This window comes from Nocardioides acrostichi (assembly GCF_015319165.1).
Lineage (GTDB): Bacteria > Actinomycetota > Actinomycetes > Propionibacteriales > Nocardioidaceae > Nocardioides > Nocardioides acrostichi.
Genome location: NZ_JADIVZ010000004.1, coordinates 196,556 through 221,797, shown reverse-complemented (window position 1 = coordinate 221,797; position 25,242 = coordinate 196,556). Strand labels below are relative to the sequence as shown.

Sequence of the window (25,242 nt, the reverse complement as noted above, 5' to 3'; positions counted from 1 at the left end):
CATCTGTTGTGTCGCCGCGATGCTACCGATGGCACTTCTTGTGCCGTCGACTGCGCAAGCGGACGGTAACAGCACTGGGGGATGGACCCCCGGTGAGACCTTGTCACAATCGTCGGGTGAGGTCTCCAGCCGCGACGAGTTACTGGCCACCTACGACAACGAGCTAGTGCAATGGGGTTGCGTCGGTCCGGAGCAGAATCCCTGCCCTTCCATCCCTGATTCCAAAGCCGTCGATCTCACGCACGTCGCGCAGAGCACGTGGTACTACTGCGGGCCGGCTGCGGGGACGATGATCCTCCGGTCAACCAATGAGGGAGCTTCGGCCTATAACGGAGAGTCGCTCACACAGGATCACGTGGCGGACGATGCCCACACGAAGACGGCATCGCTGCAAGTGACTGCCTGGGCCAGTGGCAACTTCCGTCGTGGGCTGAACCGCTGGCGGGGTGACACTGCGTACTCCAATCTCGAAGAGCCGACCACGAAGAAGTTCACCAGCGCCCTGCACGGGAATATCAAGCGCAACAAGCCCTTTGGCGTGAGTACCATCGAATTCAAGAACGGCCTTCACTACAACGGGCATCCCGATATGACCCTTGGCCACTGGATTGTCGCCTACGGTTGGGCAGACAAGCTCGCGACCATCAGGTTCGCCGACCCGGCGGCCGGGTCCGACGCCCTGCCCGCGTATGCGGATGCAGCCAAGAAGTTCAACGCCGGTCTCAAGTGGTTCAACCAGAACTTCTTCAATCAAGCTGGCCACGGAATCACGTTCTGATGCGTCGCTTCAGCTCTTCCTCCATGTCGCGGTTGTGGATGTGTTCCTTGACGCTCGCAATGGTCGCCTTGGGTGCATGCCAGACGTCCTCGTCGACATCGGCGACTCCGCCTTCGTCGACTCCCGCGGCCCGTGCGACCGAGGCGGACGTCCCAGCGTTGGCGATCGACGGTCAGGATTACACGACGGTTTATGAGAAGCGCAGCGCCCAGGGTTCGGTGTCGACATACCCAGTCGCCCTGAAACCGGCAGGGGGGATCATCGAGGAACAGGTTCCGCCGCCAAGCGAAGATTCCATCATCTCCGCTTCGCGTCTCTTCTGGGCCCAGGTCGGGCGCCGCGGGAGGGTCGAGATCCCTCGGGTAGGCGCCTGGCGCAAGCGGCAAGTGGTGACGGCCGAGTTGGGCAAGGGAGTGGTGCTGTGGAAGGAGACCCGGTCCACCCAGCTCAACATCGACCCGTGGTCGCTCTACCTCTACCGCAGCAAGAGCGGCCGGACTGCGCTCGTCGCGCGCTCTGAGCCGACCGGCGGTAACGCTCCGGTCGAGGATCCCGGGGGTACCGTCCCGGGCCTGGCCTCCGACGGTCGGATCTACTACTCCACCGCGTCCTATGTCGAGGACGAACTCTTCTTCAACGTCTACTCGGTCTCTGCAGCCGGCCAGGCTGAGCCACAGGAGATCGCCGAAGGATCCGGGGCCCGGGTGGCGGGGCATTACGTGGCGTGGGTCGAACAGCGGCCCGAGGCCCGCTTCGCCGTCATCCGGCGCGATGTCACCACAGGGGAGGATCAGGAGATCTATGCGAGTCAGGATCCGTGCGGGCAACTGCACCACATCGTCCTGCTCCCCAGCGGAGCGATCGTGGTGAGCCTCGACTGCGGCGCGACCGATGAAGTGGTCGTGGTCGACGACGGAGCCGCAAGCGTGGTCGCAGAAGGCCGACGCCTCGCCTACGTCAATGCGAGCCAGCGCTATGTCTGGTTCAGTCGCACCACCAAGCACGGCTATCGCCAGTTCCTCTATTCCCGAGGATCAGGGGTGACCAAGCAGATCGGCAGGGGATCTGTTCTCGGCGCCGCCGACATGGCCGGGCGGCTGGTCTCCTGGTCCGCCTTCACGAGGGACGGGACGGCCATCAGGTACATCTCGCACGTCACGTTCTGAGGCGACGCGCCTTTCACGTGACCGTAGGCCGCTCAGCGGTAGTCGGCGGAGGCCTTCTGGGCCATGTCGAGGAACGCCTGGCGGTTCTCGAGCTCCTTCTCCAGGTCGGCGACCTTGCGGTCGTTACCCGCAGCCTTGGCCTTCTCCAGCTGCGCCACGGTCTGGTCGAGCTGGGCCTGGAGCTGCGCGACCATGTCGTCGGCGCGGGCCGACTTCTCGGGGTCGCTGCGCCGCCACTGGTCCTGCTCGAGGTCGCGGATGGCGTTCTCGACGGCCCGGATGCGACCCTCGAGCTCCTTGATGCGGGCGCGCGGCACCTTGCCGGCGGCGTCCCACTTCTCCGCGATGTCGCGGAAGGCCTTCTTGGCGGCGTCGAGGTCGGTGATGGGCAGCAGAGCCTCGGCCTCGACGAGCAACGCCTCCTTGACCTCGGCGTTCTGCGCGAACTCGGCGTCGAGGGCTGCATTGGCCGCGTCGCGGGCGCCGAAGAACGCGTCCTGCGCGCCGCGGAACCGTTTCCACAGCGCGTCGTCGTCGGACTTGGCGGCCGGGCCGGCGGCCTTCCACTGCTGCATCAGGTCGCGGTAGCGACGGGCGGTCTCGCCCCAGTCGGTGGAGTCGGCGATCGCCTCGGCCTCCTTGACCAGCCGCTCCTTGACCAGCTTGGCCCCGCCGCGCTTCTCGTTGAGCTCGGCGAAGTGCTGCTTGCGACGCCGCGTGTAGGTCGTGCGAGCGCCTGAGAACCGCTTCCACAGAGCGTCGTCGGAGGCCCGGTCGATGCGCGGCACCTTCTTCCACTCATCGAGCAGGTCGCGCAGCCGGTTGGCGCCGCCGCGCCAGTCGTTGCTCTCCGCGATCTTCTCGGCCTCGGCGGCGATGCGCTCCTTGTGCGCCTTGGACTCCGCGGCCTTCTCGGCCTTCTCGGCGCGCTTGGCCTCGCGCTGCGAGGCGAGCACGGGCGCCAGCGCGTCGAGCCGCGCCTCGAGCCCGGCGAGGTCGCCCACGGCGTTGGCGCCGTGCACCTGCTCGCGCACCGTCGTGATCGACGATGCGGCCTCGTCGGGCGACATCACTCCCGACCGCACTCGCTTCTCGAGCAGCTCGACCTCGAGGGTGAGCGCGTCGAAGCGCTTGGTGTAGAAGGCCATCGCCTCCTCGGGCGTGCCCTCCGGATACTGGCCGACGCTGCGTTCGCCGTCGCTGGTGCGCACATAGACGGTTCGGTCGTCGTCGACCCGGCCCCACTCGTGACTGGTCACGCCCCCATGCTAGACAAACCGCTCTGCTCGCTAGGGTTGCCCGGTGTTGATCGCAGGTTTCCCGGCAGGTCCGTGGGGCACGAACTGCTACGTGGTGGCGACCGGTCCCGGCTCGGAGTGCGTCGTCGTCGACCCCGGCAAGGACGCCGCCTCCGGCGTGGCCGACGTCGTCCGCGAGCACAAGCTCAAGCCCGTCTCGGTGCTCGTGACGCACGGCCACATCGACCACATGTGGTGCGTCGCTCCGGTCGCGGGCAGCTACGACGCCACCGCGTGGATCCACCCCGACGACCGGCACCTGCTCACCGACCCCATGGCCGGCATGTCGCGCGAGACCAGTCAGATGCTGCTCGGCGGCAGCTACGAGTGGGCCGAGCCCGACGACGTCCGTGAGCTCGCCGACGCCCAGCGGCTCGAGCTCGCCGGGCTGGAGTTCGTCGTCGACCACACGCCGGGTCACACCCAGGGCTCGGTCACGTTCCGCACTTCGTACGGCGCCGCGCACGGCCAGCCGGAGGTCTCCGAGGTCATGTTCGCCGGCGACCTGATCTTCAAGGGCTCCATCGGCCGCACCGACCTGCCCGGCGGCGACCACCCCACGATGCTGCGCACCCTGGCGGCGAAGGTGCTGCCGCTCGCCGACGACATCGTGGTCCTGCCCGGCCACGGCGAGCAGACCTCCATCGGGCTCGAGCGCGCCACCAACCCCTACCTCCAGGATCTCCCGGAGGCTCCCGCCGCACCGACGAGAGGGCTCTAGATGGCCGGCAAGCCGACCCCGCTCAGCGGCTTCCCCGAGCTGCTGCCCGAGCAGCGCATCGTCGAGCAACAGGTCGTCGACACGCTGCGGCACACGTTCGAGCTGTACGGCTTCGGTGGCATCGAGACCCGCGCCGTCGAGCCGCTCGACCAGCTGCTGCGTAAGGGCGACACCTCCAAGGAGGTCTATCTGCTGCGCCGACTGCACGAGGAGAGCGCCGAGGGCCACGCCGGCATGGGGCTGCACTTCGACCTCACCGTGCCGTTCGCGCGCTACGTGCTCGAGAACGCGGGCAAGCTCGAGTTCCCGTTCCGGCGCCACCAGATCCAGAAGGCGTGGCGCGGCGAGCGCCCCCAGGAGGGCCGGTTCCGCGAGTTCACCCAGGCCGACATCGACATCGTCGGCCGCGACGCGCTGCCCTTCCACCACGACGTCGAGGTCACGCGCGTCATGGTCGATGCGCTCACCCGACTCACCTTCCTGCCCGGCTTCCGGCTCCAGGTCAACAACCGCAAGCTGATCCAGGGCTTCTACGCCGGTCTGGGCATCGACACCGGCGACGAGGTCATGCGGCTGGTCGACAAGCTCGACAAGCTGCCCGTCGAGAAGGTGCGCGAGCTGCTGGTGAGCGAGGCCGGGGTCGACGAGGCGACCGCCGACCGCGTGCTCTCCCTCGCCGAGATCCGCACCGCGGACGCCACCGAGGTGGCCCGCCTGGTCGGCGACCTGGGAGTCGACCACCCCCTGCTCGCCGAGGGCGTCGACGAGCTGACCCGGCTGCTCGACGGCGTCGCCGACCTGGTCGGCGACCGGGTGCGGGTCGAGGCCGACCTCTCGATCGCCCGCGGCCTGGACTACTACACCGGCACCGTGTTCGAGACCCGTCTCGCCGGCTACGAGTCGCTGGGGTCGATCTGTTCGGGCGGTCGCTACGACTCCCTGGCCAGCGACGGCCGCACCACCTACCCCGGCGTGGGCCTCTCGTTCGGGGTCAGCCGGGTCATCGTCCCGTTGATGGCCCGCACCGGGCTGGCGGCCGACCGCTCGGTGCCCAGTGTCGTGCTGGTCGCCCTGACCGGCGAGGACTCGCGTCCGGCCAGTGACGCCGTGGCCACCGCGCTGCGTAGTCGCGACATCCCGTGCGAGGTCGCACCCTCGGCCGCGAAGTTCGGCAAGCAGATCCGCACCGCCGAGCGCCGCGGCATCCCGTTCGTCTGGTTCGTGCAGCCCGACGGCACCCACCAGGTCAAGGACATCCGCGACGGAAACCAGGTGGACGCCGACCCCGCGGCCTGGACACCATCGGCGCACGACCTGCGCCCCACCATCGTCAGCACCGAGCCCCCTACCGAGGAGCAGCACCCGTGATCCGCAGCCATGACGCCGGCACCCTGCGCGCCGAGCACGTCGACACCGAAGTCACCCTCGCCGGCTGGGTCGCCCGCCGGCGCGATCACGGCGGTGTGGCCTTCCTCGATCTGCGCGACGCCAGCGGCGCTGTGCAGGTGGTCGCCCGCGACGAGGTGCTCACCGGTGCGGCGCACGACCTGCGCAACGAGTACTGCGTCACGGTCCGCGGCACGGTCGTGGCACGCGACGAGCACAACCGCAACGCGAACATCTCGACCGGCGACGTCGAGGTCGTGGCCTCCTCCATCGAGGTGCTCAGCGCCGCCGCTGCGCTGCCCTTCCAGATCGACGAGCACGTCGACGTGGGGGAGGAGGCGCGGCTGAAGTACCGCTACCTCGACCTGCGTCGTCCGGCTCCGGGGGCCGCTCTGCGACTGCGCAGCAAGGTCAACCAGGCCGCGCGCGCGGTGCTCGCCGAGCACGACTTCGTCGAGATCGAGACACCCACGCTGACCCGCTCGACGCCCGAGGGCGCCCGCGACTTCCTGGTGCCGGCCCGGCTGCGGCCGGGCAGCTGGTACGCCCTGCCACAGAGCCCGCAGCTGTTCAAGCAGCTGCTCATGGTCGCTGGCATGGAGCGCTACTACCAGATCGCGCGCTGCTACCGCGACGAGGACTTCCGCGCCGACCGGCAGCCGGAGTTCACCCAGCTCGACATCGAGATGAGCTTCGTCGACCAGGACGACGTGATCGCCCTGGGCGAGCAGATCGCTGCGGCGCTGTGGAAGCTGATCGGCTACGACGTGCCGCTCCCGATGCCGCGCATGACCTACGCCGAGGCGATGGCACGCTACGGCTCGGACAAGCCCGACCTGCGCATGGGCCAGGAGCTCGTGGAGTGCACCGAGTACTTCGCCGACACTTCCTTCCGGGTCTTCCAGGCGCCCTACGTCGGCGCGGTCGTGATGCCTGGCGGCGCCAGCCAGCCGCGCAAGCAGCTCGACGCCTGGCAGGAGTGGGCCAAGCAGCGCGGTGCGAAGGGGCTGGCCTACGTGCTGGTGACCGAGGACGGCGAGCTGGGTGGCCCGGTGGCCAAGAACCTCAGCGACACCGAGAAGGCCGGGCTCGCCGCGCATGTCGGCGCGCAGCCGGGTGACTGCGTCTTCTTCGCCGCCGGGCCGGTGAAGTCCAGCCGGGCGCTGCTGGGCGCGGCGCGTCTGGAGATCGGACGCCGCTGCGGCCTCATCGACGAGAGCGCCTGGTCGTTCCTCTGGGTCGTCGACGCCCCACTGTTCGAGCCCGCCGGCGACGCCGTGGCGAGCGGCGACGTCGCCGTCGGTGCCGGTGCGTGGACGGCCGTCCACCATGCCTTCACCTCGCCTCAGGACACCGAGTCCTTCGACGCCGACCCCGGCAACGCCCTGGCCTGGGCCTACGACATGGTCTGCAACGGCAACGAGATCGGCGGCGGATCGATCCGTATCCACCGTGACGACGTGCAGAGACGGGTCTTCTCCGTGATGGGTCTCGGCGAGGCGGAGGCGCAGGAGAAGTTCGGCTTCCTGCTCGAGGCCTTCACCTTCGGCGCTCCGCCGCACGGCGGCATCGCCTTCGGCTGGGACCGCATCTGCGCGCTGCTGTCGGGCAGCGACTCCATCCGCGAGGTCATCGCCTTCCCGAAGTCCGGTGGGGGCTACGACCCGCTCACGGCCGCTCCGGCGCCCATCAGTGCCGGGCAGCGAAAGGAAGCCGGTGTCGACGTCGTGTCCGCGAAGGATCTTGCCTCGGAGGCGTGAACCGCCGGAGGAGTCGTCGTGATCCGAGGCAGGTGGTCGAGACCTGATCGTTACGTGTGAGTGATCGCTTGGGCGCTGCCCGTCGCCTAGAGTCCCGTTGCAGCGCACCGTGTCCGCACAGCGAGACGCTGGTTGCGTGCAGCCCCAGCAACGCTCGACACGACGAGGTGAGATGACCAGTCCGGCGAACGAGGTCGACGAGATCGCGACCGACGAGGCGACGCACCATTCGACCGGTCCGTCCACGGCGGTGGTCAGCAAGTCGCCCACTCGTATCGCGATGGAGCGGTTTCGTAAGGACAAGCTCTCCATGACGGCGTTCTCGATCGTGGTGTTCTTCTTCGTGGCCGCCGTCTTGGCCCCGATCCTGGTCAAGACGGGCGTGCTCGACCCCTTCGGCACGAACCAGGATCTGCTCAACGAGTTCTCTCTGCCCTCCGGTAAGTGGGGCGGCATGTCGTCGAGCCACCCCCTGGGCCTCGAGCCCGGTGTGGGCCGCGACGCGCTCTCGCGGGTCTGGTACGGCATCACCTTCTCGCTGGCCATGTCGATCAGCGCGACGATCATCGCCATCGTGCTCGGCGTGGTGCTCGGCATCGTCTCCGGCGCCTCGGGCGGCTGGGCCGACACGATCATCGGCCGGCTCATCGACCTCACGCTGTCGTTCCCCCAGACGCTGATGCTGCTGGCCCTCTCGTCCGTGCTGGTCACGTTCATCAGCGACAAGCTGCACGTGCCGAGTGGTAACCCCTCCCAGGCGGTCTACGTGGTGGCGATCCTCGGCCTGTTCGGCTGGACCGGAATCGCCCGCCTCGTGCGCGGGCAGGTGCTGTCGCTGCGCGAGGCCGAGTTCGTGCAGGCGGCCAATCTGATGGGTGCCTCGCGCGCTCGCATCTACTTCAAGGAGATCCTGCCCAACCTCTGGGCGCCGATCCTGGTGAGCTTCACCCTCATCATGCCGACCTTCGTCTCCGCCGAGGCGGCCCTCGGCTACCTCGGCGTCAGCATCGGCCCCCCGACCCCGACCCTGGGCACGGTGCTCAACGACTCGCTGAGCTACGCCGACACCGATCCGCTCTACTTCTTCGTCCCCGCGGTCACGATCATGGTCATCGTCGTCTCTTTCAACCTGCTCGGCGACGGTCTGCGCGACGCGCTCGACCCCAAGGGCAATCGCTGAACCCTCACGCTTCCGGTGCCGACACCCGTCAGCGCCCCGTGCCCCGCGACGAGCGCGGGACACCACAACAAGGAAGGAACACGGAATGAAACTGAGGCGGACTTTCGCAGCGACTGCTGCGGCTGCCCTCGGTGCCACCATCCTCGCCGCCTGTGGCGGCGGCGGTGGCGGCACCGACACCAACTCGAGTGGCGACACGGAGTCCGCCAAGGGCGGGACCCTCACGGTGCTCCAGCACTTCCCCTTCGAGTCGACCGACCCGCAGCGGATCTACTACGGCGTCGAGCTGTCGTGGTTCCGCCGGCTGCTCTACCGCGGCCTCGTGGCGTTCCCGATGGACGACTCCAACGAGGTCGTCCCGGACCTCGCCACCGACACCGGCACCTCCTCCGAGGGCGGCAAGGTGTGGTCGTTCACGCTCAAGGACGGCGTGAAGTGGGAGGACGGCTCCGACATCACCTGTGAGGACGTGCAGTACGGCACCTCGCGCGTGTTCGCCAACGACCTCATCATCGGTGGTCCGAACTACACGCTGAGCTACCTCTCCAGCCTGGACTACCCCGGCCCCTACAAGGCCACCGCCAAGCAGCAGGCCGCCTTCGACAAGGCCGTCTCGTGCTCGTCGGACAACAAGACCATCACCTTCCACTTCGACAAGCCGTGGGCCGACTTCCCGCTGGCCGCGGCGTCGCTGATGATGACCGACCCGTACAAGAAGTCCTTCGACCAGGGCGACAAGTCCAAGTTCAAGGTGCTCTCGAACGGGCCGTACAAGGTCGAGGGCGGCACCTGGAGCAAGAACAAGGGCGCCACGCTGGTCCGCAACGACGAGTACGACCCGTCGACCGACGAGCCCGACAAGCTGCGCCTGGCGCTGCCGGACACGATCGACTACCAGATCGACCCCTCCGACACCGCGGGTGAGCTGTTCAACGACCGTCTCATCGCCAACGCCCCGGCCGACCAGACCGCGATCACGACCGCCCGTGTGGCGCCGTCGCAGTTCCCGAAGATCACCGGCTCGGTCGAGGACCGCTACCAGAACCCGGAGTCGCCCTACAACGACTACCTGGTGCCGAACTTCAACCGCCTCAAGGACGTCAACGTCCGCCAGGCGCTCGCCGCGGCCCTGCCCCTGAACGACTACGTCAAGGCTCTGGGCGGCGACCGTTCCGCGACGGCCTCGGAGACCATCGTGAACCCGGCGCTGGACTTCCCGGACAACCCGGCCTTCGCCGACGACGCCGACAACGACGGTGACCCCGACGCTGCCAAGGCCCTGCTCGAGAAGGCCGGCGTGCAGACGCCGTACCCGATCAAGCTCGGCTACTCCAAGTCGCCCACGATGGACAAGGCCATGGCCGTCATCAAGGAGGGCTGGGACAAGGCCGGCTTCGACGTCACCCTGGCGCCGCTGACCGACACCTACTACGACGTCATCTCCAAGCCGGACGACGACTACGACGTCACGTGGGCCGGCTGGGGTGCCGACTGGCCCTCGGCCATGACCGTGCTGCCGCCGCTGTTCGACGGCCGCCCGAACATCTCGTCGACCACCTGTGGCAACGACTACGGCTGCTACGACTCCGACGCGTTCAACAAGCTGGTCGACCAGGCCGCGGAGGCCACCGACGTCGACGAGCAGAAGTCGATCCTCGAAGACGCCGACAAGCAGCTCGGTGAGGATGTCGCCTACATCCCGCTGGAGATCACCAAGTTCAACTGGCTCTACGGGAGCAAGGTGACCGGTTTCACCACGACGGCGGCTTCGTCGTCGTACCCGGAGATCGGTCTCATCGGCGTCCAGCAGTGACGGTTCCCTCCGTCTGAGCTGACACCACCTCAGTGATGCCGGGCGGGCACTACGGTGCCCGCCCGGCATCCCGGTGAGTGGGCTCTGTTCCGCTCGCCCCGCACGACCCGAACCCCCACCATCTCGGGGCGCCTGGTGCGCCCTCCCTCGTCGAAGAAGGTGAGTGCCCGACATGTGGGCCTACGCAGTGCGACGCGCGGCCATCGGAGTGGTCCTGCTCGTCGCTGTCGCCCTGGTGACCTTCGTGCTGTTCTTCGCCACGGCCGCCAACCCGGCCCGACTGGCGTGCGGCAAGAACTGCTCCCAGCAGCAGATCAAGGTCACCGAGAAGGCGCTGGGCTACGACCAGCCCCTCTACGTGCAGTTCGGCACCTTCATGAAAGGCCTGGTGGTCGGCCGCGAGTTCCCGGCCGACAAGGAGGTCCGCGAGCGCAACCCGGAGCTCGTGACCGACTGTGGCCCTCCGTGCCTGGGCTACTCGGTGAACGTCGGAACCACCGTCAACTCGCTGATCGTCCAGGCCGCGCCGACCACGATCTCCCTGGCCGTGGTGGCCTTGGTGATGTGGCTGATCGGCGGCGTGCTCTTCGGCATTCTGGCCGCGGTCTACAAGGGCTCGTTCATCGACCGCGGCGTGGTCGGCCTCACCTTGATCGCCTACGCCTTCCCGACCTTCTTCATCGCCGTGTTCTTCCTCAAATACGTCGTGATCAAGTGGGAGATCCTGCCCTATCCGGGATATGTGACCATCGCCGACGGCGGCGTGTTCACCTGGTTCGAGAACCTGCTGCTGCCCTCCTTCACCCTCGCGCTGGTCTTCATGGCCGGTTACGTGCGCATGACGCGGGCCTTCGTGCTGGAGTCGTTGGGGGAGGACTACATCCGCACGGCGAAGTCCAAGGGTCTGCGCACCCGGCCGGTGCTGTTCAAGCACGCGCTGCGCGCCGCGCTCACCCCCCTGGTCACGATGGCCGGGCTCGACTTCGCGACCTTGCTGGGTGGTGCGATCATCACCGAGTCCGTTTTCGCCTACCCCGGGCTGGGCTTGCTGACGGTGCAGTCCAGTTCGTCCTTCGATCTGCCTACCATCGTGGGTGTCGTGCTCGTCGCGGCGTTCTTCGTGATCGTGCTCAACATCCTGGTCGACATCTCCTACGCGTTCATCGACCCGCGCGTGCGGCTCGGCTGAGCGGGAAAGGACCACTTCAACATGAGCGACCAGAAGACTCCTGGATCCTCGCGTGTCGGCTTGGGCAAGCGCGGCGCGTCGGCCCCGGCCACCGGCTCGGGCTCCGGCTCCTTCCTAGAGGTACGTGACCTCAAGGTCCACTTCCCGACCGCGGACGGCCTGGTCAAGGCCACCGACGGCCTCTCCTACACCGTCGAGCGCGGCAAGACGCTCGGCATCGTGGGCGAGTCCGGCTCCGGCAAGTCCGTGTCGAGCTCGGCCATCATGGGCCTGCACCGCGGCACCCGCGCGCAGGTGAGCGGTGAGATCCTGCTCGAGGGCACCGACCTGCTGCGGTTGAGCAACGAGGAGATGCGTCGGGCGCGCGGCAAGGACGTCGCGATGATCTTCCAGGATCCGCTCTCGGCGATGCACCCCTACTACACGGTGGGCAACCAGATCGCCGAGGCCTACCTGGTGCACAACGACGTCTCGAAGAAGGCGGCCCGCGCGCGCACGATCGAGATGCTCGACCGGGTGGGCATCCCGCAGCCGGACCGCCGTGTCGACGACTACCCGCACCAGTTCTCCGGCGGCATGCGCCAGCGCGCCATGATCGCGATGGGCCTGATCAACGACCCCGGTCTGCTCATCGCCGACGAGCCCACCACGGCCCTCGACGTCACCGTGCAGGCGCAGATCCTCGATCTGCTCCAGGATCTCCAGCGCGAGTTCAACTCGGGCATCATCATCACCCACGACCTGGGAGTGGTGGCCGAGATGGCCGACGACGTGCTGGTCATGTACGCCGGGCGTGCGGTCGAGATCGGCACGACCAACCAGATCATGACCAAGCCCGAGATGCCCTACACCTGGGGCCTGCTTGCCAGCGTTCCAGATCTTGCCGGTGACCCGGAGGAGCAGCTCGTCCCGATCAAGGGCAACCCGCCGAGCCTGCTCGACCCGCCTCCCGGGTGTGCCTTCAGCCCGCGCTGCCGCTTCAAGGAGCACGTCTCCGGCGATCTGTGCACCACGCAGCTGCCCGAGCTCACCTCCGCGGCCGGGGCCACCCACGTCAAGCGGTGCCATCTCACCGATTCCAGCGTCCTGAAGCAGGAGCAGCCCGCATGAGCGAGCGTCCGATCCTCGAGGTCGAGGATCTGAAGATGTACTTCCCGGTCAAGTCGACCGGCGTGATCCGCCGGACGGTCGGCCACGTGCAGGCGGTCGACGGGGTGTCCTTCCAGGTCGAGAAGGGTCAGGCGCTCGGACTCGTGGGCGAGTCCGGGTGCGGCAAGTCGACCACCGGTCGCCTCGTGACCCGGCTCAACAAGCCCACCAGCGGCGCCATCCGGTTCGAGGGCGACGACATCTCCGACATCTCGCCCCGCAAGCTCAAGCCGCTGCGCCGCGAGATCCAGATGATCTTCCAGGATCCCTACACCTCGCTGAACCCGCGCCACACGGTCGGCTCGATCATCGGTGCACCCCTGGCCATCCACGACGTCGTGCCGAAGAACAAGATCCTGCCGCGGGTCCAGGAGCTGCTCGAGATCGTCGGTCTCAACCCGGAGCACTACAATCGGTACCCGAACGAGTTCTCCGGCGGCCAGCGCCAGCGCATCGGCATCGCCCGGTCGCTGACCCTCCAGCCCAAGCTGCTGGTGGCCGACGAGCCGGTCTCGGCCCTCGACGTGTCGATCCAGGCGCAGGTGATCAACCTGCTCCAGCAGCTCCAGAGGGAGTTCGACATCTCCTTCCTCTTCATTGCCCACGACCTCGCGGTGGTGCGGCACTTCTGCCCCGAGGTCGCGGTGATGTACCTCGGCAAGATCGTCGAGATCGCCGATCGCGACACCATCTACGGGCACGCCCACCACCCCTACACCCAGGCGCTGCTCTCGGCGGTGCCCGACGTCAAGCAGGCCGAGGTGGGCGGGCGCCGCGAGCGCATCCGGCTCCAAGGCGACGTGCCGAGCCCGATCAACCCGCCCTCCGGCTGCCGGTTCCGCACCCGCTGCCCGATGGCGCAGGAGATCTGCGCCCGCGTCGAGCCGCCGCTGATGCAGATCGGTCCGCGACACAAGGTCGCCTGCCACTTCGCCGGCGAGCTCGGCCAGTCGCCCACCCGCCCGGTCACGACCTCGGTGCTCGGGGTCGACGACCAGGGCAGCCCAGCCGGCACCTCGCCCGCAACTCCGGTGCCGACCGGCCCGGGGTACGACCAGCAGTGGTTCGACCTCTCCTCGCAGCAGGTGATCTCCGCCTGAGCGACGCCCTCTTCGACGTACCGAAGGCACCCGGCGGCGACCCGGCCCCGAGCACCCGCTCGGGCGCCGGGTCACTGGCGTCCAACCCGACCTCCTCCGCCCCACTCGCCGTGCGCATGCGGCCGCGCACCCTCGACGAGCTCGTCGGCCAGCAGCAGCTACGCAAGCCGGGTAGTCCACTGCGACAGCTCATCGACGACGGGCGCTCGCTGTCGGTCCTGCTCTGGGGGCCCCCGGGCACCGGCAAGACGACCATCGCGGCGATCGTCAGCGGTCAGACCGATCGTCGGTTCGTGGAGATCTCGGCGGTGTCGGCCGGCGTCAAGGAGGTACGCAGCGCCATCGACGCTGCCCGCAACGAGCTGGTGGCCACCGGCCGGGAGACGGTGCTGTTCGTCGACGAGGTGCACCGCTTCTCGAAGGCGCAGCAGGACGCTCTATTGCCCGGGGTCGAGAACCGATGGGTCACGCTGGTGGCCGCCACGACGGAGAACCCCAGCTTCAGCGTGATCTCGCCGCTGCTGAGCCGCAGTCTGCTGCTGCGCTTGGAGTCGCTGACCGACGACGACATCCGTGGGGTGGTGCGCCGCGCCATCGACGACGAGCGAGGCCTTGCGGGGCGGGTCACGGTGGCTGACGACGCCGAGGAGCACCTGGTGCGCCTCGCCGGCGGCGACGCCCGGCGTGCCCTGACCTACCTCGAGGCCGCCGCCGGTGCGACAGGCTCGGACGGAGTGGTCGACCTCGGCACCGCGGAGCGGGCGGTCGACGTGGCGGCGGTGCGCTACGACCGACAGGGCGACCAGCACTACGACGTCACCAGCGCCTTCATCAAGTCGGTGCGCGGTTCCGATGTCGACGCGGCGCTGCACTATCTCGCCCGGATGCTCGAGGCCGGTGAGGATCCGCGCTTCATCGCGCGCCGACTGATCATCCTGGCCAGCGAGGACGTCGGCCTGGCCGACCCCACGGCCCTGCCCACCGCCGTCGCCGCCGCCCAGGCGGTGCAGCTGATCGGCCTGCCCGAGGGCCGGCTGACCCTCGCGCACGCCACCATCGCCATCGCGGCGGCGCCGAAGTCGAACGCGGTCACCACCGCCATCGGCGCCGCGACGGCCGACGTGCAGGCCGGTCTCGTCGGGCCCGTTCCGGCGCACCTGCGCGACGCGCACTACGCCGGCGCCAAGAAGCTGGGCCACGGCCAGGGCTACACCTACAGCCACGACGAGCCGTACGGCATCGCCGAGCAGCAGTACGCCCCCGATGTCGTCGCCGACAAGCGCTACTACGAGCCCAAGGAGATCGGGGCCGAGGCCGGCGTCCGGGAGCGCTGGGAGCGGGTTCGTCGTATCATCCGAGGCGGGTAGGGTCTGGGCCCATGAGCCTGCCCACCACCGCGCTGCTGGCGAGCCTGGGTGCGGCCCTGCTGGTGATGCTGGCGCTCGCGGCCGTGGCCGGCCGCCTCTCCCGCCGCTTGCGGGCCGAGGCCGCCGCTCGCGACGCGGTCACGCGCGCGCTCACCGAGCGCATCGACGCTTTGGAGTCGCGGCTGCGCGCCATCGGGGCGGAGACGTCAACGGCGAACGCCACGCGGCAGGAAGGCTTCGTCATCACCCGGCTCGGCCAGCCCGACGACGAGCCATCGGAGACCGCGGACGACGGCGGCTCGCCGTCCCTGCCGCCGGCGCTGTTCGCCGACCTCGTGCTGCGCGAGTCGGCCGTGCAGGCCGGAACCCTGCTGGCCGGGCTGCGTCGTGGCCTGGCTCCCGAGTCGCGCGCTCGCATCCGGATCGCCATGCGGCGCGAGCTCAAGCGTGCCCGCAGGCAGCGTCGTACAGAGGAGCGCCAGGCCGTGCGCGAGTGGCGCGCCCGCGAGCGCGACCGCCTCGACGGGTCGGCGGCGTGAGGTCGGCATGAGAAGAGGCCTCTGGTTCGCAGCGGGGGCCGGTGCGGGGGTGTGGGCAGCCGCTCGCGCGCGCCGTGCCGCCGAAGCCCTCACCGTCGACGGCCTGCGCGACCGCGCGGGCGCCGCGGCGCTGGGGCTGCGCATGCTCCGCGACGAGGTGGCCCAGGGCCGCGCGGACGCCGAAACAGGGGTGCGCCAGCGGCTCGGTGTGCCGTCTCCTGGAGACTCACCCCGGCAGCTCCAGACCCCGGCCCACCACCGGCTGGCCGCCAGGAGCACCACCACCGACACGAACGAGGAAGGCACCGACTGATGGAGACCGCGGAGATCCGGCGACGATTCATCGCCCACTTCGAGAAGCACGGTCACACGGTGGTGCCCTCGGCCTCGCTGCTGCTCGACGACCCGACTCTGCTGTTCGTCAACGCGGGGATGGTTCCGTTCAAGCCGTACTTCCTCGGCCAGGAGACCCCGCAGTGGGACCGCGCCACGAGCGTGCAGAAGTGCGTGCGCACCCTCGACATCGAGGAGGTCGGCAAGACCACCAGGCACGGCACCTTCTTCCAGATGTGCGGCAACTTCTCCTTCGGCGACTACTTCAAGGAGGGCGCGATCCGCTTCGCCTGGGAGCTGGTGACCGGGTCGGTCGACGACGGTGGCTACGGCTTCGACCCCGAGAAGATCTGGGTCACCGTGCTGCCCAGTGACACCGAGGCCAAGCAGATCTGGCACGAGGTCATCGGCCTGCCGACCGAGCGCATCCAGGAGCGCGGCCTCGAGGACAACTACTGGAACATGGGCGTGCCCGGGCCCGGCGGCCCGTGCTCGGAGATCTACGTCGACCGCGGCCCTGCCTACGGCCCCGACGGCGGCCCCAACGCCGACGAGGACAGGTTCCTGGAGATCTGGAACCTGGTCTTCATGCAGGAGCTGCTCTCCACGGTGCGCTCCAAGGCCGACTTCGACGTCGAGAAGCCCTTGCCGGCGAAGAACATCGACACCGGCATGGGCCTTGAGCGCGTGGCCTACCTGCTCCAGGGCAAGGAGAACCTCTACGAGATCGACGAGGTCTTCCCGGTCATCGAGCGCGCCGCCGAGCTCACCGGCAAGACCTACGGCGCCGGCGGCGAGCAGGGTGAGGCCGACGACGTGCGGTTCCGCGTCGTCGCCGACCACGTGCGCAGTGCACTCATGCTCATCAGCGACGGCGTCACCCCCGGCAACGAGGGTCGCGGCTACGTGCTGCGACGGCTGCTGCGTCGCGCCGTCCGCTCGATGCGGTTGCTCGGGTACGACGGGCACGCGCTGCGCGAGCTGATGCCGGTCAGCCGCGACCGCATGAAGCTCTCCTACCCCGAGGTCGAGACCGGGTGGGAGCGCATCGCCCGGGTGGCGTTCGCCGAGGAGGACGCCTTCCGCAAGACCCTCGAGGCAGGTACCACGCTCTTCGACCAGGCGGCGACGTCGGTCAAGGAGTCCGGCAGCACGATGCTGGCGGGCGCCCAGGCGTTCCAACTGCACGACACCTACGGCTTCCCGATCGACCTCACGCTCGAGATGGCCAGCGAGGCCGGTCTCGACGTCGACGAGGCCGGGTTCCGTTCGCTCATGGCCGAGCAGCGCGAGCGGGCCAAGGCCGACGCGAAGGCGAAGAAGGGCCAGCACGCCGACACCGGTCTCTATCGCGGCGTGCTCGACGAGCACGGCCCCACCGAGTGGTTGGCCTACGAGACTCTCGAGACCGAGTCGCGGGCGATCGCGCTGCTCGCCGGCGGCGCGCCGGTGTCCAGGCTCGGCAACGGCGAGGTCGGCGAGATCGTGCTCGACCGCACGCCGTTCTACGCGGAATCCGGTGGCCAGGCCGCCGACGCCGGCATCATCGAGTTCGACGGCGGCAGGCTCGAGGTGCTCGACGTGCAGCGCCCGGTGCGCGGACTGGTGGTGCACCAGGTGCGCGTCGTCGACGGCGAGTTCGAGGCGGGCTCTGCGTTGCACGCGCAGGTCGACCCCGAGTGGCGCACCGGCGCCCGGCAGGCGCATTCGGGCACCCACGTCGTGCACGCGGCGCTGCGCGAGGTTCTCGGCCCCACGGCGCTCCAGTCGGGCTCCTACAACAGGCCCGGCTACCTGCGCCTCGACTTCGGGTGGACGACGGGGCTCACGCCCGCGCAGGTGCGCGACGTCGAAGAGGTCTCGAACCGGGCCCTGCGCGCCGACCTGCCCGTCGGCTGGCAGTACATGACCCTGCCCGAGGCCAAGGACTGGGGTGCGATCGCGCTCTTCGGTGAGACCTACGACGAGTCCCAGGTGCGCGTCGTCGAGATCGGCGGCCCGTGGTCGCGCGAGCTCTGCGGCGGCACGCACGTCGAGCACTCCTCGCAGATCGGCACCGTGGTGATCACGGGGGAGTCCTCGGTCGGGTCGGGCAACCGCCGCATCGAGGCGTTCACCGGCGTCGAGGGCTTCGCCTACCTGGCCCGCGAGCGCGACGTCGTCGCCCAGCTCACCTCGCTGCTCAAGACCCAGCCCGACGACCTGGTCGGACGCGTCGGCGACATGGTCGAGCGGCTGCGAGCGAGCGAGAAGGAGCTCGCCAAGGCTCGGCTGGCCCAACTGCTCTCCGGCGCGGGCGCACTGTGCGACAAGGCCGTCGACGTGCAGGGCGTGCAGGTCGTCGCCGAGCGGCTCGACGGTGCGGCGGCGAATGACGTGCGCACGCTGGCGACCGACGTCCTCGGCCGGTTCGGGCAGGAGCGCCCCGCGGTGGTCGTGCTCATCGGCGTCGACGGCGACAAGGCGCCCGTGGTGGTGCTCGCCAACGGGTCCGCGCAGTCGCGCGGCGTCCAGGCCGATGCGGTGCTGCGTGAGGTGGCGCCGCTGATCGGCGGTCGCGGTGGCGGCAAGGCGGCCCAGGCCCAGGGAGCCGGCACCGACGTGTCCGGCGTCGATGCGGCCCTCGCGCGGGTCGCCGGCCTGGTGTCCGACGCCCAGCGGTGAGACACGGCACCCGGCTGGGCATCGACCCCGGCGACGCGCGCATCGGCGTAGCCCGCAGCGACCCCTCGGGTCTGCTGGCGAGCCCCGTCGAGACGGTGCGCCGCGGTAAGGGCGACCTCGCCCGGATCCGTCGCATCCTGCGAGACCTCGCCGACGACACCGGGGCCGAGGCCCTCGAGGTCGTCGTCGGGCTCCCTCGCTCGCTGGGTGGCGGCGAGGGCCCGGCCGCCGTCAAGGTGCGCGAGTTCGCCGCCCGCCTGGCTGCGCGCGTCGCGCCGACACCCGTGCGGCTCGTCGACGAACGCCTCTCCACGGTGAGTGCGGAGGCTATGCTGCGCGACCGAGGCCGTAAGGGGGCGGCGCGACGTGCGGTGGTCGACCAGGCCGCGGCGGTCGTGATCCTCCAGCACACCCTCGACACCGAGCGTGCCAGCGGCACGCCCCCCGGAGAGATCGTGGAGACCGAGACCGTGGAGGATCGCCAGGCATGAGCGACGACGACACGACGCTGCTGCCCGGGAATCCCGACGCCACCGTGGTCGCGGGCGGACGCCGGCGCCGCCGACGCAGTCGCCTTCCCGGCTGCCTGGCCGTGCTCGTCGCCCTCGCGATCGTGCTCGGTGGCGGGTACTTCGCGGTGTCCAAGGGCAAGTCGTTCCTCGACGGTCTGGTGTCCGACCCCGAGGACTACGCCGGGCCGGGGAGAGGCTCGGTCACCTTCGAGGTCGCCTCGGGTGACACCGCCACCACGATCTGCCGCAACCTCAAGGACGAGAAGGTCGTGGCGTCGGTCGACGCCTGCATCGCCGCGGCGAACGCCAACGAGGACGCCGGCGGCATCCAGGTCGGCTACTACAGCCTCAAGAAGAAGATGGCCTCCGCCGACGCGATCGACGTGCTCGTCGACCCCGCCAACCTGGTCAAGAGCAGCGTGACCATCCCCGAGGGGCTCCGCGTCGAGGACATCGTCGCCAAGCTCGCCGACGCGACCGACTTCTCGGCCTCGAAGTTCGAGGCCGCGCTGAAGAAGCCCGACAAGATCGGGCTGCCGTCGTACGCGAAGGGAAATGCGGAGGGCTACCTCTTCCCGGCGACCTACGACTTCGGGCCGAACGCGAAGCCGTCCGACATGCTGCGACAGATGGTCGACCGGTGGCGCCAGGCCGCCGACGACGCCGACCTCGAGGCCCGGGCCAAGGCGCTCGGCTACACCCCCGAGCAGCTGATGACGGTCGCCAGCCTCGTGCAGGCCGAGGGGCGCGGCGACGACATGCCCAAGATCGCCCGGGTCATCTACAACCGACTCGAGATCGACTCCAACCCCTCCGCCGGCTTCCTGCAGGTCGACGCCTCGGTGAACTACGCACTCGGGCGCGAGCCGATCGCGCGGCTCACCACCGACGACATCGACTCGGTGAGCGACTCGCCCTACAACACCTACACGCAGAAGGGGCTGCCGCCCACGCCGATCGAGGCGCCGGGCGACGACGCCATCGCGGCCGCTGCCAACCCCGCCGACGGCCCGTGGTTCTTCTACGTCACGGTCAATCTCGCGACGGGCGAGACCAAGTTCACCGACTCCTACGACCAGTTCCTGGCCTACAAGCGCGAGCTCGACGAGTACTGCGCCAACGAGTCCGACCGGTGCTGATCCTGGAGCCGCCGCATCTCGCCTGCTGCGCGACGACGAGCTCCGGCGGACCCAGGCCGAGGCGCCCGTGACCGCGCGGTGCGCGGTGCTCGGTGACCCCATCGAGCACTCGCTCTCGCCGGTGCTGCATCGCGCGGGCTATGCGGCGCTGGGCGTGCACGGCTTCGAGTACGGCGCCGTGCGCGTGCCCTCGGGTGGGCTGCCGGCATTCCTCGAAGGCCTCGAGGGGCGCGAGGACGACTGGCGCGGACTGTCGCTGACGATGCCACTGAAGCGCGAGCTGCTCGCGCTGTGCCACCAGCGCGGCTGGGCGGTCTCGCCGACCGCGCGAGCGGCCGGCGGCGCCAACACCCTGGTGCGCGAGGAGTCGGGGGCGTGGCGCGCCGACAACACCGATGTGCCCGGAGCGATGCATGCGCTCCGCGAGCGCTACGAGGGTTCCGCCAGCCGTCTCACGATCCTGGGGGCCGGCGCCACGGCGGCGTCGATCGGCCTCGCCGCCGTCGGACTGGGGTGCTCGGAGATCACGCTGGCCGTGCGCTCGCCCGAACGCGCCGTCGAGACGATCGACGTCCTCACGGCGTACGACCCCTCGCTGCGTCTGCGCACCGTGGTGCTGGATGCACCGACCGACTCCGATCTGCTCGTCTCGACCGTCCCGGCCGCAGCCCAGACCCCCGAGGTGGTGGCCGCGCATACGGCGTCCTGCGTCTTCGAGGTCGTCTACGACCCCTGGCCCACCCCCGTGGCCGCCGCCGCTCGCGAGCGCGGCGGCGTGCTGGTGACCGGTCTCGACCTGCTCGTGCACCAGGCGGTCCTCCAGTTCGAGCAGTTCACCCCCGCCGCCCCGGACTCGCGCACCACCCAGGACTCCCGCGCAGCCCTCATCCACGCCATGCGCACCGCAGGCGAGTCCGCCCTCCACCCCCGCTGACCTGCCACGAGTTTTCACGTGACCCGTCACGACTTTTCAACTGACCTGCCGCTACTTTGCGCACGAGGTGAAAGTTGTGGCAGGTGGGCTGGAAACTTGTGGCAGGTCACGTGAAAACTAGCGACGGGTCACGGTTAGGGTCCGGGGGTGGACGGCGCGGACTGGGTGGCCCTCGCGCTCGCCGTGGTGGCGTGCGGGGTGGCGGGCCTCGCCGTGCCCGCGATGGTCCGCGCGCTGCCCGAGCCAGAGGTCAGCGAGGCCGTCGAGGGTGAGCCCGAGAAGCCGCTCTACGTCGACCTGGCCGCGAGATCCCGGCTCGGTCTCTGGTCGGCGGTCGCGGGTGCGGTGGCGGTCGGCGCGGCCGCCCTGGTCCTCGGCGCCGGGTGGCCGCTGATCTACATGACGATCGCGGTGCCGCCGTGCGTGCTGCTGGCCTACGTCGACTGGCACACGCGCCTGCTGCCGATCCGGGTCGTCCTCCCCACCACCGGCCTGCTGGTGGTGCTGGCACTGGTCGAGTGGGGCGTCACGCGCGACACCGGGGTGCTCGTGCGCACCGGCCTCACCCTGGTCGTGGTGCGTTCGATCTTCTGGGTGCTGTGGTTCATCCGCTCGGCCGGCATGGGATTCGGCGACGTGCGGCTCGCCGCGTTGCTGGGCCTGGTGCTGGGCCGCATCGGTGTCGGGGAGGCCGTGGTCGGCATGTACGCCGGGTTCCTGGTCTTCGGCGTGCCCGGACTGGCCCTGGCCATCGCCACGCGCGACCGTTCGCGCCTGAAGACCGCCTACCCGTTCGGGCCGGCGATGGTGGTCGGCGCGCTGCTCGGCGTGCTCGTCGGGGCTCCCGTCGCCGCCCTGCTCTGAGACGGGGCTGCGGCCGCTGCGGCCGCCCGTGAAACACTGGCGTCATGCTGCGTTGGCTCACGGCGGGCGAGTCCCACGGCCCGTCCCTTGTCGCGATCCTCGAAGGTCTCCCGGCTCACGTCGCGCTCACCTCGGCCGACATCGGCGACTCCCTGGCCCGGCGCCGCCTCGGCTACGGTCGCGGCGCGCGCATGAAGTTCGAGGCCGACCAGGTACGCATCCTCGGCGGGGTACGCCACGGCGAGACCCTCGGCGGACCGATCGCCATCGAGGTCGGCAACACCGAGTGGCCCAAGTGGGAGAAGGTGATGTCGGCCGACCCGGTCGACCCCGACGAACTCGAGAAGCTGGCGCGCAACGCCGCGTTGACGCGTCCGCGCCCCGGCCACGCCGACCTGGTGGGCATGCAGAAGTACGACTTCGACGAGGCCCGCCCCATCCTCGAGCGCGCCTCGGCGCGCGAGACCGCCGCCCGCGTGGCCCTGGGGCGCGTCGCCAGCAACTTCGTCGAGCAGGCCTGCGGCATCTCGCTGCTCAGCCACGTCATCGAGCTGGGCGGCGTGCGCGCGCCGTCCGGCGTGTGGCCCGAGCGCGTGGACGACGAGATCCTGGCGCAGCTCGACGACAGCCCCGTGCGCTGCCTCGACCCCGAGGCCGCGCAGGCGATGGTCGAGCGCATCGATGCCGCTCACAAGGACGGCGACACGCTCGGCGGCGTCGTCGAGGTCGTCGTGCACGGTCTGCCGCCGGGCCTCGGCTCGCACGTGCACTGGGACCGTCGCCTCGACTCGCGGCTCGCCGGAGCGCTCATGGGCATCCAGGCGATCAAGGGCGTCGAGGTCGGCGACGGCTTCGAGCTGGCCGCCACCCCCGGCTCGCGGGCACACGACGAGATCGTCCCGACCGCCGACGGCATCCGCCGCACCTCCGCCCGCGCGGGTGGCACCGAGGGCGGCATGAGCACCGGCGAGGTGCTGCGCGTGCGCGCTGCCATGAAGCCGATCGCCACCGTGCCGCGCGCCCTGCGCACGGTCGATGTGAGCACTGGCGAGGAGGCCGTGGCCCATCACCAGCGCTCGGATGTCTGCGCCGTGCCGGCGGCCGGCATCGTCGCCGAGGCGATGGTGGCGCTGGTGCTCGCCGAGGCCGTCGTCGAGAAGTTCGGCGGCGACTCCGTGGCCGAGACCGCGCGCAACCACGCCGCCTACCTCGACTCGCTGAAGTACCGGTGACCGACGTGAGTGGCCCCCGGGTGGTGCTGGTCGGCCCGATGGGGTCCGGCAAGTCCACCGTCGGTGCCGTGCTCGCCGAGCGCTGGGGTGTGCCCCTGCGCGACACCGACGCCGACGTCGAGGCCGAGGAGGGCCGCAGCATCTCCGACATCTTCGTCGACGACGGCGAGGCGACGTTCCGTGCTCTGGAACGCGCCGCGGTCGCGGCGGCACTGGCCGAGCACACCGGGGTGCTGAGCCTGGGTGGGGGAGCGGTGCTGGACGCCGACACGCAGGCCGCGCTGGCAGGTCACCCCGTGGTGTTCCTCCGGGTCGGGCTGAGCGAGGCGGTCAAGCGAGTCGGGCTGGGTACCTCGCGTCCGCTGCTGCTCGGCAACGTGCGCGCCCAGGTCAAGAAGCTGCTCGACGAGCGTGCCCCCGTCTACGCCGCGGTCGCCGCCCACACCGTCGACACCGACGGTCGCACCCCCGACCAGGTCGCCGACGCGATCGTCGCCGCCCTGGGACACGACCTACCGGGGGTCACCCCGTGAGGGCACTGACCACCGATCCCACGACCCTGCACGTCGGCGGCGCCGCGCCGTACGACGTGGTGATCGGCCACGGCGTGGCCGACCGGCTGGTAGGGCTGCTCGGGGCCGGCGGCCGGCCCCAACGGGTCGCGCTGATCCTGCCCGACACCCTGGCGGCGCTGGCGGCGCCCGTACGCGCGTCGCTGGAGGCCGAGTTCGAGGTCACCGAGCTGGTGGTGCCCGACGGCGAGTCGGCCAAGACCGCTGCCACCGCGGCCGCCTGCTGGGCCTCCCTCGGCGAGGCCGGCTTCACCCGCTCCGACGCGGTGGTGACCTTCGGCGGAGGAGCCACCACCGACCTGGGGGGCTTCGTGGCCGCCACCTGGCTGCGGGGCGTGCGTGTCGTGCACGTGCCCACCACGTTGCTCGCGATGGTCGACGCCGCGGTAGGCGGAAAGACCGGCATCAACACCGACGCCGGCAAGAACCTCGTCGGCTCCTTCCACGAGCCCGCGGGCGTGCTGTGCGACCTCACCCTGCTCGCCACGCTGCCGCGGGCCGACCTGATCGCCGGCATGGGCGAGGTCGTCAAGTGCGGCTTCATCGCCGACCCGCGCATCCTGGAGCTGGTCGAGGGCCACGAGACCGATGAGCTGCTCGACACCGACGGCCCGGCGCTGCGCGAGCTGGTCGAGCGCTCGGTGCAGGTGAAGGTCGACGTCGTCGTGGCCGACCTCAAGGAGACCGCCGGCACCTCGGGCGACGTCCACCCCGGACGCGAGGCGCTCAACTACGGCCACACCATGGGGCACGCGATCGAACGGGCCGAGGCCTACCGGATGCGCCATGGCGAGGCGGTGGCGATCGGCAGCGTGTTCGTGGCCGAGCTGGCCAGGGCCGCCGGGGTGCTCTCCGACGCCACGGCCGACCGGCACGTGAGCGCGTTCGGGCGGGTCGGGCTGCCCACCGGCTACTCCGGTGCCGACTTCGACACCCTGCGCGCGGCCATGGCGGTCGACAAGAAGTCCCGCGGCAACCAGCTCCGGTTCGTGGTGCTGCACGAGGTCGGCACGCCGCGCGTGCTCGCCGGGCCGGACGACGCGTGGCTGCGCGCCGCCTACGACACCATGGTCGCCCGGGCGCAGGCGACGGCATGAGCACCCGCGTGCTGGTGCTCAACGGTCCCAACCTGGGCCGCCTGGGGCGTCGCCAACCCGAGATCTACGGCACCACGACCCACGACGAGCTGGCCGACCTCTGCGTGGCCTGGGGCGCCGAGCGCGGCCTCGAGGTCGAGGTGCGCCAGACCAACCACGAGGGCGAGCTGCTCGACTGGCTCAACGCCGCCGCCGACGAGCGCACCCCCGTGGTGCTCAACGCGGCAGCGTGGACGCACTACTCCTACGCACTCTTCGACGCCTGCGGGCAGCTCGAGGCCCCGCTGGTCGAGGTGCACATCTCGGAACCGAAGCAGCGCCCCGAGGAGTTCCGTCACTACTCGGTCGTCACGCCGTTCGCGGTGGAGGTCGTGGCCGGGCACGGGATCGAGGGCTACCGGATGGCCCTCGACGTGCTCGTGAGCGCCCTCGGACAGTAGACTCACCCG

At 70.0% G+C, this 25,242-nt stretch carries 23 protein-coding genes; 22 read left to right on the top strand and 1 reads right to left on the bottom strand.

Annotated features, from left to right (window positions below):
- Positions 1-28 precede the first annotated feature (28 nt).
- Complete coding sequence (locus ISG29_RS10880; protein ID WP_194503441.1) at positions 29-778, top strand: C39 family peptidase; 750 nt, start codon at positions 29-31, stop codon at positions 776-778.
- Positions 779-936: 158 nt separating this feature from the next.
- Positions 937-1,944, top strand: coding sequence for a hypothetical protein (locus ISG29_RS10875; RefSeq protein ID WP_194503440.1), 1,008 nt, complete (start codon positions 937-939; stop codon positions 1,942-1,944).
- A 32-nt stretch (positions 1,945-1,976) separates the two neighbouring features.
- Here the strand turns inward: ISG29_RS10875 and ISG29_RS10870 are convergent, their stop codons facing one another.
- Positions 1,977-3,203 (bottom strand): DUF349 domain-containing protein, encoded by a 1,227-nt coding sequence (locus ISG29_RS10870; protein ID WP_194503439.1) that lies wholly within the window; start codon positions 3,201-3,203, stop codon positions 1,977-1,979.
- A 43-nt stretch (positions 3,204-3,246) separates the two neighbouring features.
- Between ISG29_RS10870 and ISG29_RS10865 the strand changes: the two genes are divergently transcribed.
- The 20 genes from ISG29_RS10865 (at position 3,247) to ISG29_RS10770 (ending at position 25,233) form a co-directional block, all read left to right on the top strand.
- On the top strand, positions 3,247-3,963 hold the full coding sequence (locus ISG29_RS10865) for an MBL fold metallo-hydrolase (RefSeq protein ID WP_194503438.1): 717 nt from the start codon (positions 3,247-3,249) through the stop codon (positions 3,961-3,963).
- Positions 3,964-5,331: a histidine--tRNA ligase gene (gene hisS, locus ISG29_RS10860; RefSeq protein ID WP_194503437.1), complete on the top strand. Its 1,368-nt coding sequence runs from the start codon at positions 3,964-3,966 to the stop codon at positions 5,329-5,331.
- Positions 5,328-7,109 carry an aspartate--tRNA ligase gene (aspS, locus tag ISG29_RS10855; RefSeq protein ID WP_194503436.1) on the top strand — a complete coding sequence of 594 codons (1,782 nt, stop codon included), beginning with the start codon at positions 5,328-5,330 and terminating at the stop codon, positions 7,107-7,109. Before hisS ends, aspS begins: the two co-directional genes overlap by 4 nt.
- A 172-nt stretch (positions 7,110-7,281) precedes the next feature.
- Positions 7,282-8,289 carry an ABC transporter permease gene (locus ISG29_RS10850; protein WP_194503435.1) on the top strand — a complete coding sequence of 336 codons (1,008 nt, stop codon included), beginning with the start codon at positions 7,282-7,284 and terminating at the stop codon, positions 8,287-8,289.
- Between the two features lie 85 nt (positions 8,290-8,374).
- Entirely contained in the window at positions 8,375-10,102 is a 1,728-nt protein-coding gene (locus ISG29_RS10845) for an ABC transporter substrate-binding protein (RefSeq protein WP_194503434.1), read from the top strand.
- A gap of 172 nt (positions 10,103-10,274) precedes the next feature.
- Positions 10,275-11,291: an ABC transporter permease gene (locus tag ISG29_RS10840; RefSeq protein ID WP_194503433.1), complete on the top strand. Its 1,017-nt coding sequence runs from the start codon at positions 10,275-10,277 to the stop codon at positions 11,289-11,291.
- A gap of 21 nt (positions 11,292-11,312) precedes the next feature.
- On the top strand, positions 11,313-12,401 hold the full coding sequence (locus ISG29_RS10835) for an ABC transporter ATP-binding protein (protein ID WP_194503432.1): 1,089 nt from the start codon (positions 11,313-11,315) through the stop codon (positions 12,399-12,401).
- Positions 12,398-13,540, top strand: a complete 1,143-nt coding sequence (locus tag ISG29_RS10830) for an ABC transporter ATP-binding protein (RefSeq protein WP_194503431.1) — start codon at positions 12,398-12,400, stop codon at positions 13,538-13,540. The genes ISG29_RS10835 and ISG29_RS10830 overlap by 4 nt, the downstream gene beginning before the upstream one ends.
- Entirely contained in the window at positions 13,537-14,907 is a 1,371-nt protein-coding gene (locus ISG29_RS10825) for a replication-associated recombination protein A (RefSeq protein WP_207793020.1), read from the top strand. Before ISG29_RS10830 ends, ISG29_RS10825 begins: the two co-directional genes overlap by 4 nt.
- An 11-nt stretch (positions 14,908-14,918) precedes the next feature.
- Positions 14,919-15,446 carry a hypothetical protein gene (locus tag ISG29_RS10820; protein ID WP_194503430.1) on the top strand — a complete coding sequence of 176 codons (528 nt, stop codon included), beginning with the start codon at positions 14,919-14,921 and terminating at the stop codon, positions 15,444-15,446.
- Positions 15,447-15,453: 7 nt separating this feature from the next.
- Positions 15,454-15,759 (top strand): DUF6167 family protein, encoded by a 306-nt coding sequence (locus tag ISG29_RS10815; protein ID WP_194503429.1) that lies wholly within the window; start codon positions 15,454-15,456, stop codon positions 15,757-15,759.
- Positions 15,759-18,443: an alanine--tRNA ligase gene (gene alaS, locus ISG29_RS10810; protein ID WP_194503428.1), complete on the top strand. Its 2,685-nt coding sequence runs from the start codon at positions 15,759-15,761 to the stop codon at positions 18,441-18,443. The genes ISG29_RS10815 and alaS overlap by 1 nt, the downstream gene beginning before the upstream one ends.
- Positions 18,440-18,934, top strand: a complete 495-nt coding sequence (ruvX, locus tag ISG29_RS10805; protein WP_194503427.1) for a Holliday junction resolvase RuvX — start codon at positions 18,440-18,442, stop codon at positions 18,932-18,934. The genes alaS and ruvX overlap by 4 nt, the downstream gene beginning before the upstream one ends.
- Positions 18,931-20,094 carry an endolytic transglycosylase MltG gene (gene mltG, locus ISG29_RS10800; RefSeq protein WP_194503426.1) on the top strand — a complete coding sequence of 388 codons (1,164 nt, stop codon included), beginning with the start codon at positions 18,931-18,933 and terminating at the stop codon, positions 20,092-20,094. The genes ruvX and mltG overlap by 4 nt, the downstream gene beginning before the upstream one ends.
- Positions 20,095-20,161: 67 nt before the next feature.
- On the top strand, positions 20,162-21,028 hold the full coding sequence (locus ISG29_RS10795; protein ID WP_194503425.1) for a shikimate dehydrogenase: 867 nt from the start codon (positions 20,162-20,164) through the stop codon (positions 21,026-21,028).
- 147 nt (positions 21,029-21,175) lie between these two features.
- Positions 21,176-21,892 carry a prepilin peptidase gene (locus ISG29_RS21625; protein WP_194503424.1) on the top strand — a complete coding sequence of 239 codons (717 nt, stop codon included), beginning with the start codon at positions 21,176-21,178 and terminating at the stop codon, positions 21,890-21,892.
- 44 nt (positions 21,893-21,936) lie between these two features.
- Positions 21,937-23,124, top strand: a complete 1,188-nt coding sequence (gene aroC, locus ISG29_RS10785) for a chorismate synthase (protein ID WP_194503423.1) — start codon at positions 21,937-21,939, stop codon at positions 23,122-23,124.
- 5 nt (positions 23,125-23,129) lie between these two features.
- Positions 23,130-23,657: a shikimate kinase gene (locus tag ISG29_RS10780; RefSeq protein WP_456237964.1), complete on the top strand. Its 528-nt coding sequence runs from the start codon at positions 23,130-23,132 to the stop codon at positions 23,655-23,657.
- A complete protein-coding gene (gene aroB, locus ISG29_RS10775) occupies positions 23,654-24,793 on the top strand; it encodes a 3-dehydroquinate synthase (protein WP_328828776.1) in 1,140 nt (379 codons plus the stop codon). The genes ISG29_RS10780 and aroB overlap by 4 nt, the downstream gene beginning before the upstream one ends.
- On the top strand, positions 24,790-25,233 hold the full coding sequence (locus ISG29_RS10770) for a type II 3-dehydroquinate dehydratase (RefSeq protein WP_194503422.1): 444 nt from the start codon (positions 24,790-24,792) through the stop codon (positions 25,231-25,233). The genes aroB and ISG29_RS10770 overlap by 4 nt, the downstream gene beginning before the upstream one ends.
- Positions 25,234-25,242: the final 9 nt, after the last annotated feature.